The following is a 15,898-nucleotide window of genomic DNA, read 5'->3' on the forward strand; positions in this document are numbered from 1 at the left end:
GCCAATGGGCTAGGATGGACGGTCATGGCTCTCCTCACGCGGCCCTGGCTTGCCGGTCGCTGGTGCTGGTGCGATAAAATTCCTGCGCGGCGGCAACGCCGGAGCCAAGTTTGATCGGCAGGCCGAGATCGACCATGGCCATTTCCGCGGTGGCGATGCCTGACAGCGCCATCACATCGCTCATGCTGCCCAGATGGCCGATGCGGAATACCTTGCCGGCGACCTCGCCAAGCCCGACGCCAAAGGCGACCTGATATTTTTCGGCGGCATGAGTGGCGATCCGGGTGCTGTCGAAATTTGCCGGCACGACAATGGCACTGACCGTATCGGAATAGAGTTCCTGTGATTTGGCGCACAGCGCCAGGCCCCAGGCCCGGGTGGCGCGGCGCACGCCCTCGGCAATGCGGTAATGCCGGGCAAAGACATTCTCCAGCCCTTCATCTTCGAGCATCCGGATCGAGTGCGCCAGTCCGGCGATCAGGCTGACCGGCGGGGTGTAGGGAAAGCCGCCCGAAGCGTTGGATTTGAGCATATCCTTGAAATCGAAAAAGCAGCGCGGCGAAGTCGCCGTCGCCATCGCGGCGATCGCCTTGCGGCTGAGGGCGACAATCGACAAGCCCGCGGGCAGCATGAAGCCTTTCTGCGAACCGGTGATGGCGGCGTCAACGCCCCATTCATCCATGCGGAAATCCATTGAGGCGATCGAGCTGACACCGTCGACCAGCAGCAGCGCCGGGTGCCCGGCAGTATCAAGCGCCTTGCGCACCGCAGCCACATCGGAGCGGACACCGGTGGCAGTCTCGTTGTGGGTGACCAGCACCGCGCGGATCTTGTGGGCCTTGTCGGCGCTGAGGGCCACCGCAAGCGCTCCGGCTGGTGCGCCAAGCCCCCATTCAGTCTCGATCACCTCGACATTGAAGCCCTGGCGCTGGCACAGGTCAATCCAGCGGTGCGAGAACATGCCGTGACGCGCTGCAAGTACCGTGTCACCGGGTGACAGCAGGTTGGTCACCGCTGCCTCCCAGGCTCCTGTCCCAGTGGCTGGGAAGATGATCGCCTCACCGTCGCGCAGCTTGACGATGCGTTTGATCCCGGCCAGCGCCGGATGCAGGATCTCGACGAATGCACTGGAACGATGGTCCATCGTCGGCAGGTCGATGGCTCGACGCAGTTCATCAGGAATATTGGTGGGACCGGGAATGAAAACCGGATTTTGTGATGACATTGCAGCCTCCCGTCGCGGCGTGCCGCGGTTGCGCTTGATGTATCTCAGGCTAGGCAAACGGCGCGAGCGCTGCAATTTTTTTGAAAAAGTATTTCATTTGCTGTTTCCCCATGGTTAGATAATTGAATTGAAATGGAATTCGATTTTTTCACGGGATCGAGTGCGGATTTTAGGAAACCGGAGCCAAGCAATGAAACAGGCACAGGCGCGCAATCGGGGACGCCCGAAAGCCTTCAACGACAAGACGGAAAGTACGGTCATCCAGTCGCTCGACAGGGCAATCGACGTGCTCAAGACCGTGGCCGAGTCACCCGGCCTGTCGCTGACCGAAATCGCCGAGGCGCGCGGCCAGTCGCCGGCGACAGTCTACCGGATTCTGACGACGTTGAGCAGGCACCGCTTCACCGAGTTCGATGAGATCAACCAGCTCTGGTTTGTCGGCCTCGAGGCGTTCCGCACCGGCATGGGCTTTCTCGACCGCACCCAGTTGAGCGAGCGTTCCCGGCCGATCATGCAGCGGATCATGGCGGAAACCGGCGAGACCGCCAATCTGGCCATACTCGACGGCGGCGAGGTGATCTTTGTCAGCCAGATCGAAACCCATGAGCCGATCCGTGCCTTCTTCCGGCCCGGCACCCGCAGCCCCGGCCACGCGTCGGGCATTGGCAAGGCGATCATGGCCTATCTCGGCGACGAGGCTATTGGCCTCCGGTTGCCTGCCGCCCTGAACGGCCATACCACCAACACCATAATTGACCACGACGCGCTGCGCCGCGAACTGGCCGAGACCCGCGCCCGCGGTTGGGCCGTCGACAATGAGGAACGCACCGAGGGCATGCGCTGCATTGCAGCCCCCGTGTTCAACTCTTTCGGCGAGCCGGTGGCCGGCGTGTCGCTGTCGGGCCCCTCTGTGCGGGTGCGGCCGGAACGCGATGCCGAGTTCGGCGCGCTGATTGCCCGCGCCGCCGACGAGATCACCCGCTCGACCGGGGGCGTGCCGCCGAAAGACATGCCAACCCCGATAGAGTGACCCTGAGATCTGCGGGTCCGCCCACACCGGCGCGAGATAGCGTCACGTACCGCCGCCTGTTGACCGTAATCAGCCAATGCGCTCAGGTGCCGGCCATGTGACATCCATGGCGGCGGAAAAACCTGTCGGCCTTTGTATTGAACGCAAGTCGTTCACACCGGAAGGAATATCAGATGCGAATGGTCCTGATCGATTTTAGGCACCCGTTTTTTCGCCCTATATCGCGGCGAATCATTGTCTTTGCCCTGGTCGTCATCTGGACGGGGGTCGAGTTCTTCAACGGCTCGGTTGGCTGGACCGTCTTTTTTGCTGCCCTTGCCGCCTATGTCGGGTGGGGGTTTTTCCTGTCAGGCCAGCCCGACGAGCCGCTTGCCGATGCTGCCGAAGAAGACACGCCAACCCCGCCGGAAGATCCCTCCTGACCCGCAAAAGCCCCCACAGTCACGCCTGATGCCGCCCCACAGCAAGGACCTTGTCAGGTGGGGTAGATCGATCCCCCGCCGGGCCGGGATCATTCGCATGGCAAACGGCCATTTTTGCAGGGAAGGGGGCTTGTCGCGAACTGTGCGCCGGTCTATAAGCCAGCCGCTGGTCACGGAGTGTAGCGCAGCCTGGTAGCGCACGTCGTTCGGGACGACGGGGTCGGAGGTTCGAATCCTCTCACTCCGACCAGACTTTTCCCCTGATATGATTGATGATTTTCGCCTCTGGCGGCCGCCGAGATGCATTTATCGCGGCCAAATCAGTTTGGCATTTACGGGGTTGAAACGCCCCTTTGGGCAACAGTCAGCGCATGCAAGGTGCCTCCGGCATCCGTGCCGACGATCAATCGTGTTTCTTGAAATCTGGCAGGAAGTCCTCGCGTGCGGCGGTCACCTGGTCAGCGATGAAGCTCATGACGGTGCGTACCCGCACCGAGTCGCGCAGATCCTGATGCGCCACCAGCCACAACGTGCGGCGAATCTCGAACAGGGCAGGGTGAATCGGAATCAGCCTCGGCGAGTGGCGGGCGATGAAGTCGGGCAGAAAGGCCAGCCCCTTGCCGGTATCGGCAGTTGTTAGCTGGGCAAACAGATTGGTGCTCGACAGCCGTGGCGCAAGATCGCCGACAACAGAGGATAGATAATCAAGTTCGGGGGTGTAGATCAGGTCCGGAATGTAGCCGACCAGCAGATGCGCGGCGAGATCTTCCTTGCAGGTGATCGCCGGTGCATGGTTCAGGTAGTCGGCTGTCGCGTAGAGATGCAGCGTGTAATCGGTCAGCTTGCGCGAGAACAGGCGGCCCTTTTCGGGACGCGAGAGAACAATGGCAATATCGGCCTCGCGCTTGGAAAGGCTGAAAAGCCGCGGCGTTGCCACCAGCTGGATGTGAAGCTCCGGATTGGCGCGTGCAAGTTCTGTCAGCCGCGGCATCAGGAAATACGAACCGAACCCGTCCGGCGTGCCGATCCGCACCGAACCGCTGAGCGTGTAGAGCTCGCCCGCAATGTCGTCATGGATCTTGGCCGCTTCCATTTCCATGCGTTCGGCATGCCGAAGCAGCTTCTCGCCGGTATCCGACAACGCGTAACCGCGCGGTGATCGTTCAAACAGCTTGGCCTTTAGTCGTAGTTCAAGCGAAGCCACCCGGCGGCTGACGGTCGCGTGATCCGTGCCCATTGTGCGCGCTGCAGCCGTCAATCGCCCGGTTCGGGCGACCGCCAGGAAGTAGCGCAGGTCATTCCAGTCAAAGGTCATAGGTGTGGGCATGGGCATATTCGCACATTGGTTCTGCAAATCGTGGCATATGCTCGCGCAAAATACCACCTATTCTCATGGATGATCAGGGTCGTGTGCGCGTGGTTACATCATCAGGCGTGAAAATGCCGTTCGCCGGCTATGACCCTGTTGGACTTGCCCGTTTATGGTTCGACGTGCGGGTTCTCGTGGAGGGAAGGTTCTGTCTGGCAGCAAGCCGGAACGGGGGAGGACGAAGATCGAAGTTCTCATGAACGATACCGATCTGCAGTTCGATCCAGACCTATGGCCTTTCCATCCCCGAAATGACGGACGTACTGCGAACATGAGGCGCGGCACCTAGATTTTGATCAACCCGGGAGGATTACACATGAGACATTTTTTATACGCCAGCGTCGGCGCTGCGGCTCTGATGTTGACAGCACACGCTGCGACGGCGGCGGACGGGGTGTCCGATGACATCGTGAAAATCGGCGTTCTGGGCGACATGTCCGGCGTCTATTCCACAGGCTTCAGCGGTGACGGCGCCGTATCCGCAGTCAAGATGGCGGTCGAGGATTTCGGCGGCACCGTGCTGGGCAAGCCGATCGAAGTGATCTCGGCTGACCACCAGAACAAGGCGGACGTTGCCTCGGCCACCGCGCGCCAGTGGATCGATGAAGACAAGGTCGACATGATCACCGATCTGACCAATTCCGCGGTCGCGCTTGCGGTTCAGCAACTGGCCTCGGAGAAGAAGGTCATCACCATTGCGACCGGCGCCGCATCGAGCGCGCTGACCGGCGAAAGCTGCACCCCCTACGGCATCCACTATGGCTACGACACCCACGCTCTGCCCGTCGGCACAGCGTCCGCGGTTGTCAAGAATGGTGGCGACAGCTGGTACTTCATTACCGCTGACTACGCTTTCGGCCATGCGCTGGAACAGAATACCGGCGATGTCGTCAAGGCGCTTGGCGGTTCGGTGCTGGGCAGCTCGGACGTGCCGCTGGCTTCAACCGACTTCTCGTCCTACCTGCTGCAGGCGCAGAGCTCGGGCGCCAAGGTGATCGGTCTGGCCAATGCCGGCCAGGACACTGTCAACTCGATCAAGCAGGCGCATGAATTCGGCATCGTCGATGGCGGCCAGCAGCTTGCCGGCATGCTCGTGCTGATCTCCGACGTCAAGAGCCTCGGCACCGACGTCGCCAAGGGTCTGCAGTTCACTACCGGCTGGTACTGGAACTCCGACGATGAATCGAGGGAATGGAAGGAGCGCTACGAGAAATTCTCCAATGGCGCTGCACCGACCTTCGTTCACGCTGCCGACTACTCGCTGACCATGGCCTATCTGAAGGCCGTTGAAGCTGCCGGCACTGATGATACAGACAAGGTTCGCGCTGAACTTGGCAAGATGAAGATCGACGATTTCTTCGCCAAGGGCGGCCAGATCCGCGAAGACGGCCTGCTGGTGCATGACATGTACCTGCTCAAGGTCAAGGAAGGCGGAACCGATCCGTGGGATGTCGCCGAAGTTGCGCGCACCATTCCCGGTAATGAAGCCTATCCTGCGCTGGCCGACAGCGGCTGCCCGCTTGTGAAGTAGTAGCAGCTACTGACATAGTCACGGAGGCGGCTCGTTCGAGTCCGTCTCCGTGACACATCCAGTGCGGGGCCTGACATGACCGATTACATTCTCGAAGCCAACGATCTCACCAAGAGCTTCGGCGGTTTCGTCGCCGTCAACGGCGTCAATCTGCGCATCAAGCGCGGATCGATTCACGCGATCATCGGTCCCAACGGGGCCGGCAAGACGACGATGTTCAACCTGTTGACCAAATTCATCACGCCCACTTCCGGCAAGATCATGTTCAACGGCAAGGACATCACCAACTGGAAGGCATCCGAGATCGCCACCAAGGGGATTGTCCGGTCTTTCCAGATTTCAGCTGTCTTTCCGCATTTCACCGCGCTTGAGAACGTGCGTTTGGCGCTGCAGACCCGTCTCGGGGTCAGCTACCATTTCTGGCGCTCGAAGAAGTTGCTGTCCGAACTTGACGCAGAGGCGCTCGAGCGACTCGACCAGGTCGGGCTCAAGGAATACGCCCATCTGCGCGCTGTCGAGCTTCCCTATGGCCGCAAGCGCGCGCTTGAAATTGCCACCACTCTCGGCCTTGAACCCGAACTGATGCTGCTTGATGAGCCGACCCAGGGAATGGGAACCGAGGATGTCGGCGCCGTCACCGGGCTGATCGGGCGGGTACGCGAAGGCCGCACCATCGTTATGGTCGAGCACAATCTGGGCGTTGTCGCCGAGCTTGCCGACACGATCACCGTGCTGGCGCGCGGCGAGGTGCTGGCCGAAGGGCCCTATGAAGAAGTCTCGCGCAATCCGCTGGTGATGGAAGCCTATATGGGCGTATCCGCTGAGGAGGTGGAGGCATGACCATCGCAGTGCTTAAAACCGGCGCCGATGCGCCCGTCAAGCCGATGCTGCAGATCAAGGATCTGCATGCCTGGTATGGCGAATCCCACATCCTTCATGGCATTGAATTGGAACTGGGCGAGGGCCAGCTGATCACGTTGCTCGGCCGCAACGGGGCAGGGCGCACCACCACGCTTCGCGCCATCATGGGCATGGTCGATCGCCGCACCGGCTCGATCAAAATCAATGACGAAGAATTCATCAACAAGCCGGCGCATCGGATTTCGCCGGATGGCCGGATTGGTTATTGCCCGGAAGAGCGTGGCATCTTCGGCTCGCTCAATGTCGAGGAAAACCTGATGCTGCCGCCCAAGGTGGGCGCAGACGGCATGCCGCTCGAAGAGATCTTTTCGATGTTCCCCAATCTTGCCGATGTCCGCAAGCGGATGGGCACCCGGCTTTCGGGCGGCGAGCAGCAGATGCTGGCGATCGCCCGCATCCTGCGCACCGGTGCGCGGCTGCTGCTGCTCGACGAAATCACCGAGGGACTGGCGCCGGTTATCGTCAAGACGCTTGGCACGGTGATCCGCGACTTGAAGAAACGGGGCTATACGATTGTCCTTGTCGAGCAGAATTTCCGCTTCGCGACAACGCTGGCCGACCGGCACTACGTCATCGAACATGGCAAGGTGATCGACCGGATCGAGGCCGCCGATGTCGAGTCAAGCATGGGACGGCTCAACCACTATTTGAGCGTTTGACAAAGGTGGCGGCGAGCGCCGTCGGGGCTGCACCAAGCGGCAGGGAGGATGACTAATGGAATTGGATCAAATGATCCGACTGATACTCGCGCAGGGGATGCTCGGGCTCAATAACGGCGTGTTCTACGCAATGCTCAGTCTCGGTCTGGCCGTGATTTTCGGCCTGCTCAACGTCGTCAATTTTGCCCATGGCGCGCTGTACATGACCGGGGCATTTCTGGCGTTGATCCTCTATTCCTATCTCGGCCCTTGGCTTGGGCTGGAGTGGTTGCAGATCGGCTTCTGGCCGTCGCTGATCCTGGTGCCGCTGCTGATTGCCGGCTTCGGCATGCTGATCGAGCGGTTCATGCTGCGCTGGCTCTACAAATTCGACCCGATCTATAGCCTGCTGCTTACCTTCGGCGTGACGCTGGTATTGCAGGGCGTGTTCATCAACTTCTTCAATGCTTCGGGCACCCCCTATCCGGCAATGCCGGAATCGCTCAAGGGTGTGGTCGATCTCGGTTTCATGAAGTTCCCCAAATACCGGCTTTTCGTGATCATCTTCTCAATGGCGGTTTGCGGGGTGGTCTGGTACATCATCGAACGCACCCGGATTGGTGCGCAATTGCGCGCGGGCACCGAAAACCCTGAACTGGTCAAGGCCTTCGGCATCAACGTGCCGTTGATGGTGATGCTGACGTTCGGCTTCGGCACCGGCCTTGCCGGGCTTGCCGGTGTTCTCGCCGCGCCGATCTATTCGGTCAGCCCGCTGATGGGGGCCAACCTGATCATCGTCATCTTCGCGGTCGTGGTGATCGGCGGGATGGGCTCTATCATGGGCGCGGTTGTCACCGGCTTCGCGCTCGGCTTGGTCGAGGGGGTGACAAAAGTGTTCTACGCCCCAGCCGCCAACACCATGATCTTCCTGTTGATGGTCATCGTCCTGCTGGTGCGGCCTTCCGGACTATTCGGGCGGCAAAGCTGATGAAAGTTGGTGATATGACACAGACCGTTAGCGAAATCGGCGAGTTCGACGAAAATTTGGGCAACAAGAGGATGCTGAGCCGCGCGCGGCTGGCGCCTCTGGCCTTGTGGATCTTGATGCTCGGCTTCGTGCTGATCGCACCGGCCTTCCTCTACCCGGTCTTCGTGATGCAGCTGCTGTGTTTTGCGCTGTTTGCCTGCGCCTTCAACCTGCTGATCGGTTTCACCGGACTGCTGTCCTTCGGCCACGCGGCTTTCTTCGGCGGTGCCGCCTATATCGCCGGGCACGTGATCAAGATGTGGGGTTTTCCGCCGCTCTTGGGCATTATCACCGGTGCGCTGTTTGCGGCCGCGCTCGGCTGGGTGGTGGGCTCGCTGGCGATCCGCCGCCAGGGCATCTATTTTGCCATGATCACGCTGGCGCTGGCGCAGATCGTGTTCTTCTTCGTGCTGCAGATGCCTTTCACCGGCGGCGAAGATGGATTGCAGGGCATCCCGCGGGGCTATCTGCTCGGCTTCATCGATCTCAACCAGCCGCTGGCAATGTATTATTTCGTTGCTGCGGTTTTCCTCGTCGGCTTTCTGCTGATCTACCGGATCATCCACTCGCCGTTCGGCCAGGTGTTGCAGGCAATCCGCGAGAACGAGCCACGGGCGCTGTCGCTGGGCTACAATGTTGACCGCTTCAAGCTGCTGGCTTTCGTGCTGTCTGCGGGGCTGTCGGGGCTTGCAGGATCGACCAAGGCGCTGGTGTTCCAGTTCGCCTCGCTTACCGATGCGCATTGGCAGATGTCGGGCGAGGTGATCCTGATGACGTTGCTGGGCGGCATGGGCACGATCTTCGGCCCGGTCGTCGGCGCCTTCGTTGTGGTCGCGCTCCAGCATGTGCTCAGCGGTATCGGATCCTGGGTTCAGGTGGTCATCGGCGGTACGTTTATCGCCTGCGTGCTCTTGTTCCGCCGCGGCATCGTTGGCGAACTGGCGCGTTTGTTGAGAATATCGTCGCTCTGATCGAGAGCGACGATCTGCCGGATTGGCATCCAGGCCGTCTAGTTCCCGGCCGGGCGCCATGACCGGTCGCGCGGGTACCGGCGTGCGACCGGTTTTACCGTGTGCATTAGAATTGAAGCTCGGGGTAGCGTTCGAGATAGATCCGGAACCATGGCGTGAACAGTTCGGGCTGGGCAGCCATCTCCGCCTTTAGCGCGTCCCGGTGAACCCAGCGCGCGGCCTCGACTTCCTGCGGATCAAGTGCAAGCATTATGTGCGTGCGGTCGGCCTGGCCAACATACATCGTCACCCGCTCGCGCTCGTGAAGGCCATTGCCGACATCGGCCGAATAATCGACCACCCTGCGGCGTGTCAGCGGCACCGCAAACCCGAGTTCTTCTTCAAGCCGTCGCTCGGCGCAAAGATCCAGCGGCTCCTCCCAATTGGGGTGCGTGCAGCAGCTGTTGGCCCATAATCCGCTGGTGTGGTATTTTGAACTCGCACGCTTCTGGATCAGCAGATGCTCCCCGTCAAACACGAAGATCGAGACCGCCAGATGATACAGCGCGTCGCGATGGGCGGCGAGCTTTTCGACCGGGTACAATGAACCGTCCTCGGCAATGGCGGGTATCAGGATGGGGGAAAGCGTCATGGCATTTTCCGATCTGCGTGCCTTCGTTGTCATTGTCGCGCGGCTGAGCTCAAGTCATCCGCAGCGGTCGCGTCAAGCCAGTCGCGTCCGCTAAAGCCGCAAGCAACGGCAATTCGCTGTTCTCCTTGCATGACGGCGCGTTCTTGCCAATGGTGTCGCGCCGATCCGCGGCGGTTGGCCCCATGCCGAACGCCCGCGGGCGGGGCCAGAATAGAGGATGGCGCAAACCCTGGGGATCAATTACAGCTCCGTAGCGCGTGCGCTTCCCGTCCCCTCAATGAGGCCTGTCTGTCGATGGCAAAGCCCAAGTTTGCGGCAACCCGTTATTATGCCTCGGCCTTCCTGGCGCCGGCGGTGGTCGTCACCTATCTGCCGATCTGGCTCAACGAGCGGGGGATCAGCGACGCCGAAATCGGCCTGATCAATACCGTGCCGATGTTGGGCACACTGCTGTTCAGCATTTTCGTCGGCCGGCTTGCCGACCGCGCATCTGACTGGAAACAGGCAATCATACTCGGCACCGGGCTCGCCGCCGCCTTCTCGCTGCTGCTCGGACTGGCCGATGGGTTCTGGCTCATTCTGCTGATCTGGACGCTCGCCACCATGCCGGCAAGTCTGGTCGGTCCGGTTGCCGACGCCGCCACGTTGCGGTTGTCGATGCGGCTCGGGTTTTCCTTTGGCTCGACCCGCGCCTGGGGAACCCTTGGCTATCTCGCCATGTGTTTCATAACCGGCTACCTGATCTTGTGGTTTGGCGCCAGCGCCTTTGTCTGGCTGTTCGCGGCCACCTGCGCGATCCGGTTTTTTGCTGCCGGCGGCCTGCCGCGGCTGCGCGACGACCAGGCCCGCCATACAGGCACGCGTGGCAGGTTTCTCTCACACGACGTCATGGCGGCGTTCAAGCCCTGGGTTCTGCTGCCCGTGGTGGCGGGCGCGATTCTGTTTGCCAACCATATGGTGATGAACGCCTTTTCGTCGCTGGTCTGGAAAGAACAGGGCCTGTCAGAACCGATAATAGGCAGCCTGATTGCGTTGGGGGCCGCCGCCGAAGCCGCCACCATGTTTGCCTGGCACCGCATCAACACCCGGTTTCCCGCCAGGGTGCTGATCTTGTTTGCCGCCATCGCATCGATGCTGCGGTGGGCGGCCATGACGCTGTCGGCGCCGCTTGCATTCTTGGTGATCATGCAGCTTGGACAGGCCGTCACCTTCACATTCGCCTATCTTGGCTGTCTGTATTTCATCTCCAAGCGCACCAATGAAAACATCTCGGCAGAAGCGCAGAGTCTGTTCGGGGTCATGATGCAGGGGTTCTCGATCCTGATTGTAACGGTTTTTGGTGTGGTTTTCGGCATCATCGGCGTCAAGGCGTTCTGGATCTGCGTCGGGCTCGCGGCGCTGGCTTTGATCATGGTACAGGTGTCATTGAAAATGCACCGCCCTGATTCCGCCGATTGAGCCCGTTATTGAAAATGACTGCACTCCAGGTTCTTGACCCGGGCTGCAGTAATATTAACGATATTTAACGTGCCTGCGCGCAATCGCACGCTATGTTGCGTCGATGGTGACGCAGGGGTGATCTGCGGCTGCAAGGAATTGTTGTCTGGTTGGCTTTGGCGCAGGCTTGTTGCGAATTTACGAAAGATACGAATTTGAAACTCTGGAAACAATTGCTGGTGTCTCTGCTGTTGCTCGCGGCGGTTTTCCTGGTCTGGTCGGCATTCTACCCTGGCGCTCATGATGTATTGACGCGCTACGGGCTTGAGCGCGTTTCGCTGTTTGCGCCCGACCCGGGCGAGCAGAGCGCGACCCCCGCGACCGGAAAGAAAGCGGGCGGCAGAGCCGGTAGGCGCGGCCCGCGCGAGGCGATTGTCGTCGTTGCCCCCACCAGTGAAGGCGTGGTCAATGACAAGCTCACCGCGATTGGCACCGGCCAGGCGGTGCGTTCGGTCTCGGTCAGGACTTTGGTCTCCGGCCAGATTGCCGATATTCCTGTGCAACCGGGCGGTCGGGTGACGCAGGGCGATGTGCTCATCCAGCTCGATGCGGCCGAAGAAGAACTTGCAGTCGAGCGTGCCCGGCTGGCGGTCAACGACGCCAAGGCCCGCGCTGATCGTCTCGACAGTCTCGTGGCCAGCCGGGCGGTCTCCAGCGTCGAGGCCGATCAGGCCCGCAACGCGCTCGGCACCGCAGAGGTGGCGCTGCGCGAAGCCGAGCTGGAACTCTCGCGGCGAACGGTCACCGCGCCGATCAGTGGCTCGCTCGGCATCCTCGCGGTAAACGCCGGCGATTATGTCACCAGCCAGACCGAAATCGCCAGCATTGACGACCGCAGCGAAATCCTGATCGAGTTCTACGTGCCCGAGCGCTTCACCTCCGGCATGGAAGTCGGCAAGAGCGTCACCGCAAGGGCGATTTCACGCCCCGGCGAGACCTTCAAGGGCACGATCTCGGCGGTTGACAACAGGGTCGACGAGGCAAGTCGCACGCTTCGGATTCGGGCCCGGATTCCCAATGCCGACGATACCCTGCGCGCCGGCATGTCGTTTGAGGTGATGGTCGGCTTCGAGGGCGAGCGCTGGCCGGCAGTCGATCCGCTGGCGATCCAGTGGGATTCAGCTGGCGCCTATGTCTGGCGCATTGTCGACGACAAGGCCGAACGTGTCGATGTCGCCATTATCCAGCGCAATTCCGACAGCGTGCTGGTCAAGGCCGAACTTGCGATCGGTGACATGGTTGTCACCGAAGGTGTTCAAAGCGTTCGCGAGGGTGCGACCGTCAGGGTGCTCGGCGGCACAGGGCCAAGCGGCGGTGGGAAGTCTGGCGCCAATGGCGTGGTCGAAAACTCCAAGGCGGGCAGCGACGCATGAGCACCAGCGGCGAAGACCACAGCGGTTCCGGCAGCGGCGAATACGAACACGCACCGATCGACGCCGCCAGTGCGCCGGTAACTGCCGGAGAGGGCGCCGACAAGATGGAAACCGGTGGCGGCACCGCGCTGATGGTGCGTCGCCCGGTGCTGGCGATGGTGATCTCGCTGTTGATCGTGGTGGCCGGACTTGCCGGCCTCTACGGCGCCGAAATCCGCGAACTGCCGAATGTTGACCGGCCGGTAATCACGGTTACCACCGACTTCAGTGGAGCAGCACCCGAAACCGTCGACCGCGAACTCACCGCCGTGGTTGAGGGCGCCGTGGCGCGGGTCACCGGCGTTGCCTCGATCTCGTCGACCTCGACTCTGGGCCGCAGCCGCGTCACCATCGAATTCAAGGACAGCGCCGACCTCAATGTCGCCGCTTCCGATGTCCGCGACGCGCTTGGTCGTGTCACCAACAACATGCCCGATGGCGCTGACGAGCCACGCATCGTCAAGGCCGATGCCGATTCCGATGCGGTGATGCGTCTGGCGGTCACCTCTGACCGGCTCAATGTCCAGGATATGACGGTGCTGGTCGAGGATCTGGTGGTCGACCGGCTCGCCGCCGTTGCCGGCGTTGCCGATGTTGCCGTCTATGGCGACCGCGAGAAGATTTTCCGGGTCGATGTCGATCAGTCCCGGCTGGCGGCCTTTGGCCTGACACTGGCCGATCTGCGCGCCGCACTCAGCAATGTGGCGCTCGACGTACCTGCGGGGTCACTGACCGCGCGCACATCCGACATTGTCGTGCGCGCCACCGCTGACGTGACCACCCCTGAGGGCTTCGAAAACCTTTATATCAATGACCGGGTGCGGTTCCGTGATGTCGCCAATATCACGCTCGGCCCCAATCCGGGCGAAACCGTGCTGCGCGCCAATGGCCGCACCGGCATCGGCATCGGCATCATCCGCCAGGCCGCTTCCAACACGCTGGAAATCTCCGACGGCGTTCGCGCAGCCACCCTGGCGATTGCCGACATCCTGCCCGAAGGCGTCGATATCCGCGTCACCAGCGATGACGCCGCCTTCATTCGTGGTTCCATCGAGGAAGTGCGCTCGACGCTCATTCTTGCGGTGGCGATCGTGATTGCCATCATATTTGTGTTTCTGCGCGATTGGCGCGCCACCATCATCCCGGCGATCACCCTGCCGGTGTCACTGATCGGGGCCTTCGCGGCGATCTGGCTCGCAGGTTTCTCCGTCAACATCCTGACCCTGCTGGCGCTGGTGCTGGCCACCGGCATGGTGGTTGATGACGCCATCGTCGTGCTCGAGAACATTGTCCGCAAGCGCAACGAGGGCATGGGCGTGCGCGCGGCTGCCGTCATCGGCACCCGTGAGGTGTTTTTTGCCGTCATCACCACCACCGCCACGCTTGCCGCCGTGTTCATCCCGATCTCGTTTTTGCCAGGCCAGGCCGGCGGGCTGTTTACTGAATTTGGTTTCGTGCTGGCGTTCACCGTGATGATCTCCAGTGTCGTGGCGCTGACCCTGTGCCCGATGCTGGCCTCGCGGCTGATCAAGCGGCGGGATCTCAACGAGGCTGCCGACAGCGGGATCATGGTCAGCATTGGCCGCTATTTTACCCGGCTTTATGCGCGAGTGCTGCACCGGGCGCTGGATGCGCCGCTGGTTGTCATCGTTATCGCCTTGGTGACCGCCGGAGCGGCCTTGGCGCTGGCCGGCTCGATTCCGCAGGAATTGACCCCGCCGGAGGACCGCGCCGTGGCGCTGATGCGGGTCTCCGCGCCGCAAGGCGTCAGCCTCGAATATACCAAGGCCCGCATGACAGAAATCGAACGCCTGGTCGAACCGCTGCGCGAAAGCGGCGAGGTGGAGAACATCTTTGCTATCAGCGGCTCCCGTGGTGCTTCCAACAGTGGCTTCATGGTGCTGACGCTGGCGTCCTGGGGAGATCGTGAGCGCTCGCAGGCCGAAATCGTATCAGACATCAACCGGGCTGTTGCTACCGTGCCCGGCGTCCGCGCGTTTGCCATTCAACCCAACAGTCTCGGCATCCGCGGCGCCGGCAACGGGCTGCAGTTTGCCTTTGTCGGCAACAATTACGATTTGCTGGCCGACGTTGCCGAACAAACGGTCGAAAAGCTGGAACAGGATCCGCGTTTCAGCCAGATCCAGCTCTCCTACGAAACAACCCAGCCGCAGATCTCTGTGCGGATCGACCGCGAGCGCGCCTCCGATCTCGGCGTCAACATCGACGGACTGGCTGAAGCGCTGCAGGCATTGCTCGATGGTCGTGAAGTTGCGCAGGTGTTCATCGAGGACCGGTCCTACCCGGTCAAATTGATGTCGACCAACAACCCGATCAATGACCCGACCGATTTGGAATCGATCTATCTCAAGGCCGGTGATGGCCGCATCGTGCCGATGTCGACGATCGCCACGCTCGAGGAAAAGGCGGTTGCGCCCGACCTCCGGCGCGAGAGCCAGATGCGTTCGGTGTCAATAACCGCCGGCCTGACGCCGGGTTTTGCGCTTGGCGCAGCCTGGGATGAAGCCGTGCTGTTGGCAGAGCCACTGATGCCTGCCGGCGTGCGCATCATTCCGTTGGCCGAAGCCGCAACGCTGGATCAGTCCTCGCGCGACATGCTGATTACATTTGGTATAGCCATTGTGGTGGTGCTGCTGGTGCTGGCCGCGCAGTTTGAAAGCTTCGTCAGCGCCTTCATCATCATCTCGACGGTGCCGCTTGGGCTTGCCTGCGCGGTCTTCGCCATGGCCATGACCGGCGGCTCGCTCAATGTCTACAGCCAGATCGGGCTGGTACTGCTGGTCGGCGTGATGGCCAAGAACGGTATCCTTATCGTTGAATTCGCCAACCAGTTGCGCAACCGCGGCATGGATGTGCGGCGCGCCATCGAGGAAGCCTCCAATATTCGCCTGCGTCCGGTGATGATGACCATGATTTCCACGGTGCTGGGATCGGTGCCGCTGCTCTTGGCATTTGGCGCCGGTGCGGAGGCGCGGGTGGCGCTCGGCTGGGTGATCGTCGGCGGCCTCGGCCTGGCGATGATCGCAACCCTGCTACTGACCCCGGTTGTCTATCTGTTGCTGGCCCGTTTCGCCACGCCTTCGGCGCAGGAAGAGCAACGGTTGCATGCCGAACTGCACGAGGCGGGAAACCGGCAGATGGCTCAGGAATTGTCTCCCGGCGAATGAACAAGCCGAATGAGAAAACCGGTTCAGGTATCGCGC

Annotated in this window: 13 protein-coding genes and 1 tRNA gene; 11 read left to right on the plus strand and 3 right to left on the minus strand. The window is 61.3% G+C overall.

All coding sequences use genetic code 11. The features are described 5' to 3' along the window. Nucleotides 1-34: 34 nt before the first annotated feature. Nucleotides 35-1,225 carry an L-aspartate--glyoxylate aminotransferase BhcA gene (bhcA, locus tag ACK6D9_RS10135; protein WP_412051569.1) on the minus strand — a complete coding sequence of 397 codons (1,191 nt, stop codon included), beginning with the start codon at nt 1,223-1,225 and terminating at the stop codon, nt 35-37. Between the two features lie 190 nt (nt 1,226-1,415). Here bhcA and bhcR point away from each other — a divergent pair, with 190 nt between their 5' ends. From bhcR to ACK6D9_RS10150, 3 genes are all read left to right on the plus strand, one after another. Next, nucleotides 1,416-2,255 carry an HTH-type transcriptional regulator BhcR gene (gene bhcR / locus ACK6D9_RS10140; protein WP_412051570.1) on the plus strand — a complete coding sequence of 280 codons (840 nt, stop codon included), beginning with the start codon at nt 1,416-1,418 and terminating at the stop codon, nt 2,253-2,255. A gap of 173 nt (nt 2,256-2,428) precedes the next feature. Continuing rightward, nucleotides 2,429-2,677, plus strand: coding sequence for a hypothetical protein (locus ACK6D9_RS10145; RefSeq protein WP_412051571.1), 249 nt, complete (start codon nt 2,429-2,431; stop codon nt 2,675-2,677). A gap of 173 nt (nt 2,678-2,850) precedes the next feature. Next, nucleotides 2,851-2,927, plus strand: a tRNA-Pro gene (locus ACK6D9_RS10150). A 153-nt stretch (nt 2,928-3,080) separates the two neighbouring features. On the opposite strand, the gene ACK6D9_RS10155 is transcribed toward ACK6D9_RS10150, so the two are convergent. Further along, nucleotides 3,081-4,004, minus strand: a complete 924-nt coding sequence (locus tag ACK6D9_RS10155) for a LysR family transcriptional regulator (protein WP_412051572.1) — start codon at nt 4,002-4,004, stop codon at nt 3,081-3,083. Nucleotides 4,005-4,362: 358 nt separating this feature from the next. Between ACK6D9_RS10155 and ACK6D9_RS10160 the strand changes: the two genes are divergently transcribed. The 5 genes from ACK6D9_RS10160 to ACK6D9_RS10180 all read left to right on the plus strand — a co-directional run bounded on the left by ACK6D9_RS10160 (nt 4,363) and on the right by ACK6D9_RS10180 (nt 9,134). Then, nucleotides 4,363-5,577 (plus strand): ABC transporter substrate-binding protein, encoded by a 1,215-nt coding sequence (locus tag ACK6D9_RS10160; protein WP_412051573.1) that lies wholly within the window; start codon nt 4,363-4,365, stop codon nt 5,575-5,577. 75 nt (nt 5,578-5,652) lie between these two features. Continuing rightward, complete coding sequence (locus tag ACK6D9_RS10165) at nt 5,653-6,417, plus strand: ABC transporter ATP-binding protein (protein WP_412051574.1); 765 nt, start codon at nt 5,653-5,655, stop codon at nt 6,415-6,417. Continuing rightward, nucleotides 6,414-7,157: an ABC transporter ATP-binding protein gene (locus ACK6D9_RS10170; protein WP_322989898.1), complete on the plus strand. Its 744-nt coding sequence runs from the start codon at nt 6,414-6,416 to the stop codon at nt 7,155-7,157. Before ACK6D9_RS10165 ends, ACK6D9_RS10170 begins: the two co-directional genes overlap by 4 nt. Nucleotides 7,158-7,227: 70 nt before the next feature. Then, nucleotides 7,228-8,124, plus strand: a complete 897-nt coding sequence (locus ACK6D9_RS10175) for a branched-chain amino acid ABC transporter permease (protein WP_412051575.1) — start codon at nt 7,228-7,230, stop codon at nt 8,122-8,124. Between the two features lie 71 nt (nt 8,125-8,195). Continuing rightward, complete coding sequence (locus tag ACK6D9_RS10180) at nt 8,196-9,134, plus strand: branched-chain amino acid ABC transporter permease (RefSeq protein ID WP_322989902.1); 939 nt, start codon at nt 8,196-8,198, stop codon at nt 9,132-9,134. 106 nt (nt 9,135-9,240) lie between these two features. Here the strand turns inward: ACK6D9_RS10180 and ACK6D9_RS10185 are convergent, their stop codons facing one another. Further along, nucleotides 9,241-9,765, minus strand: coding sequence for an isopentenyl-diphosphate Delta-isomerase (locus tag ACK6D9_RS10185; protein ID WP_412051576.1), 525 nt, complete (start codon nt 9,763-9,765; stop codon nt 9,241-9,243). A 294-nt stretch (nt 9,766-10,059) separates the two neighbouring features. Here ACK6D9_RS10185 and ACK6D9_RS10190 point away from each other — a divergent pair, with 294 nt between their 5' ends. From ACK6D9_RS10190 to ACK6D9_RS10200, 3 genes are all read left to right on the plus strand, one after another. Beyond that, nucleotides 10,060-11,223, plus strand: a complete 1,164-nt coding sequence (locus tag ACK6D9_RS10190; RefSeq protein ID WP_412051577.1) for an MFS transporter — start codon at nt 10,060-10,062, stop codon at nt 11,221-11,223. Nucleotides 11,224-11,417: 194 nt separating this feature from the next. Beyond that, on the plus strand, nt 11,418-12,635 hold the full coding sequence (locus ACK6D9_RS10195; protein ID WP_412051578.1) for an efflux RND transporter periplasmic adaptor subunit: 1,218 nt from the start codon (nt 11,418-11,420) through the stop codon (nt 12,633-12,635). A gap of 104 nt (nt 12,636-12,739) precedes the next feature. Further along, complete coding sequence (locus tag ACK6D9_RS10200) at nt 12,740-15,862, plus strand: efflux RND transporter permease subunit (protein ID WP_412051781.1); 3,123 nt, start codon at nt 12,740-12,742, stop codon at nt 15,860-15,862. Nucleotides 15,863-15,898 lie beyond the last annotated feature (36 nt).

The organism is Hoeflea sp. Naph1, assembly GCF_046837775.1.
In the GTDB taxonomy this organism is placed as follows: domain Bacteria; phylum Pseudomonadota; class Alphaproteobacteria; order Rhizobiales; family Rhizobiaceae; genus Hoeflea.

What these genes read in the sequence shown, in the direction of transcription:
- ACK6D9_RS10175 (WP_412051575.1), top strand. Translation starts at nt 7,228, where the DNA reads ATGATCCGACTGATACTCGCGCAGGGGATGCTCGGGCTCAATAACGGC.
- ACK6D9_RS10170 (WP_322989898.1), top strand. Translation starts at nt 6,414, where the DNA reads ATGACCATCGCAGTGCTTAAAACCGGCGCCGATGCGCCCGTCAAGCCG.
- ACK6D9_RS10200 (WP_412051781.1), top strand. Translation starts at nt 12,740, where the DNA reads ATGGAAACCGGTGGCGGCACCGCGCTGATGGTGCGTCGCCCGGTGCTG.
- ACK6D9_RS10155 (WP_412051572.1), bottom strand. Translation starts at nt 4,004, where the DNA reads ATGCCCACACCTATGACCTTTGACTGGAATGACCTGCGCTACTTCCTG.
- ACK6D9_RS10165 (WP_412051574.1), top strand. Translation starts at nt 5,653, where the DNA reads ATGACCGATTACATTCTCGAAGCCAACGATCTCACCAAGAGCTTCGGC.
- bhcR (WP_412051570.1), top strand. Translation starts at nt 1,416, where the DNA reads ATGAAACAGGCACAGGCGCGCAATCGGGGACGCCCGAAAGCCTTCAAC.
- ACK6D9_RS10145 (WP_412051571.1), top strand. Translation starts at nt 2,429, where the DNA reads ATGCGAATGGTCCTGATCGATTTTAGGCACCCGTTTTTTCGCCCTATA.
- ACK6D9_RS10190 (WP_412051577.1), top strand. Translation starts at nt 10,060, where the DNA reads ATGGCAAAGCCCAAGTTTGCGGCAACCCGTTATTATGCCTCGGCCTTC.
- ACK6D9_RS10180 (WP_322989902.1), top strand. Translation starts at nt 8,196, where the DNA reads ATGCTGAGCCGCGCGCGGCTGGCGCCTCTGGCCTTGTGGATCTTGATG.
- ACK6D9_RS10185 (WP_412051576.1), bottom strand. Translation starts at nt 9,765, where the DNA reads ATGACGCTTTCCCCCATCCTGATACCCGCCATTGCCGAGGACGGTTCA.
- bhcA (WP_412051569.1), bottom strand. Translation starts at nt 1,225, where the DNA reads ATGTCATCACAAAATCCGGTTTTCATTCCCGGTCCCACCAATATTCCT.
- ACK6D9_RS10160 (WP_412051573.1), top strand. Translation starts at nt 4,363, where the DNA reads ATGAGACATTTTTTATACGCCAGCGTCGGCGCTGCGGCTCTGATGTTG.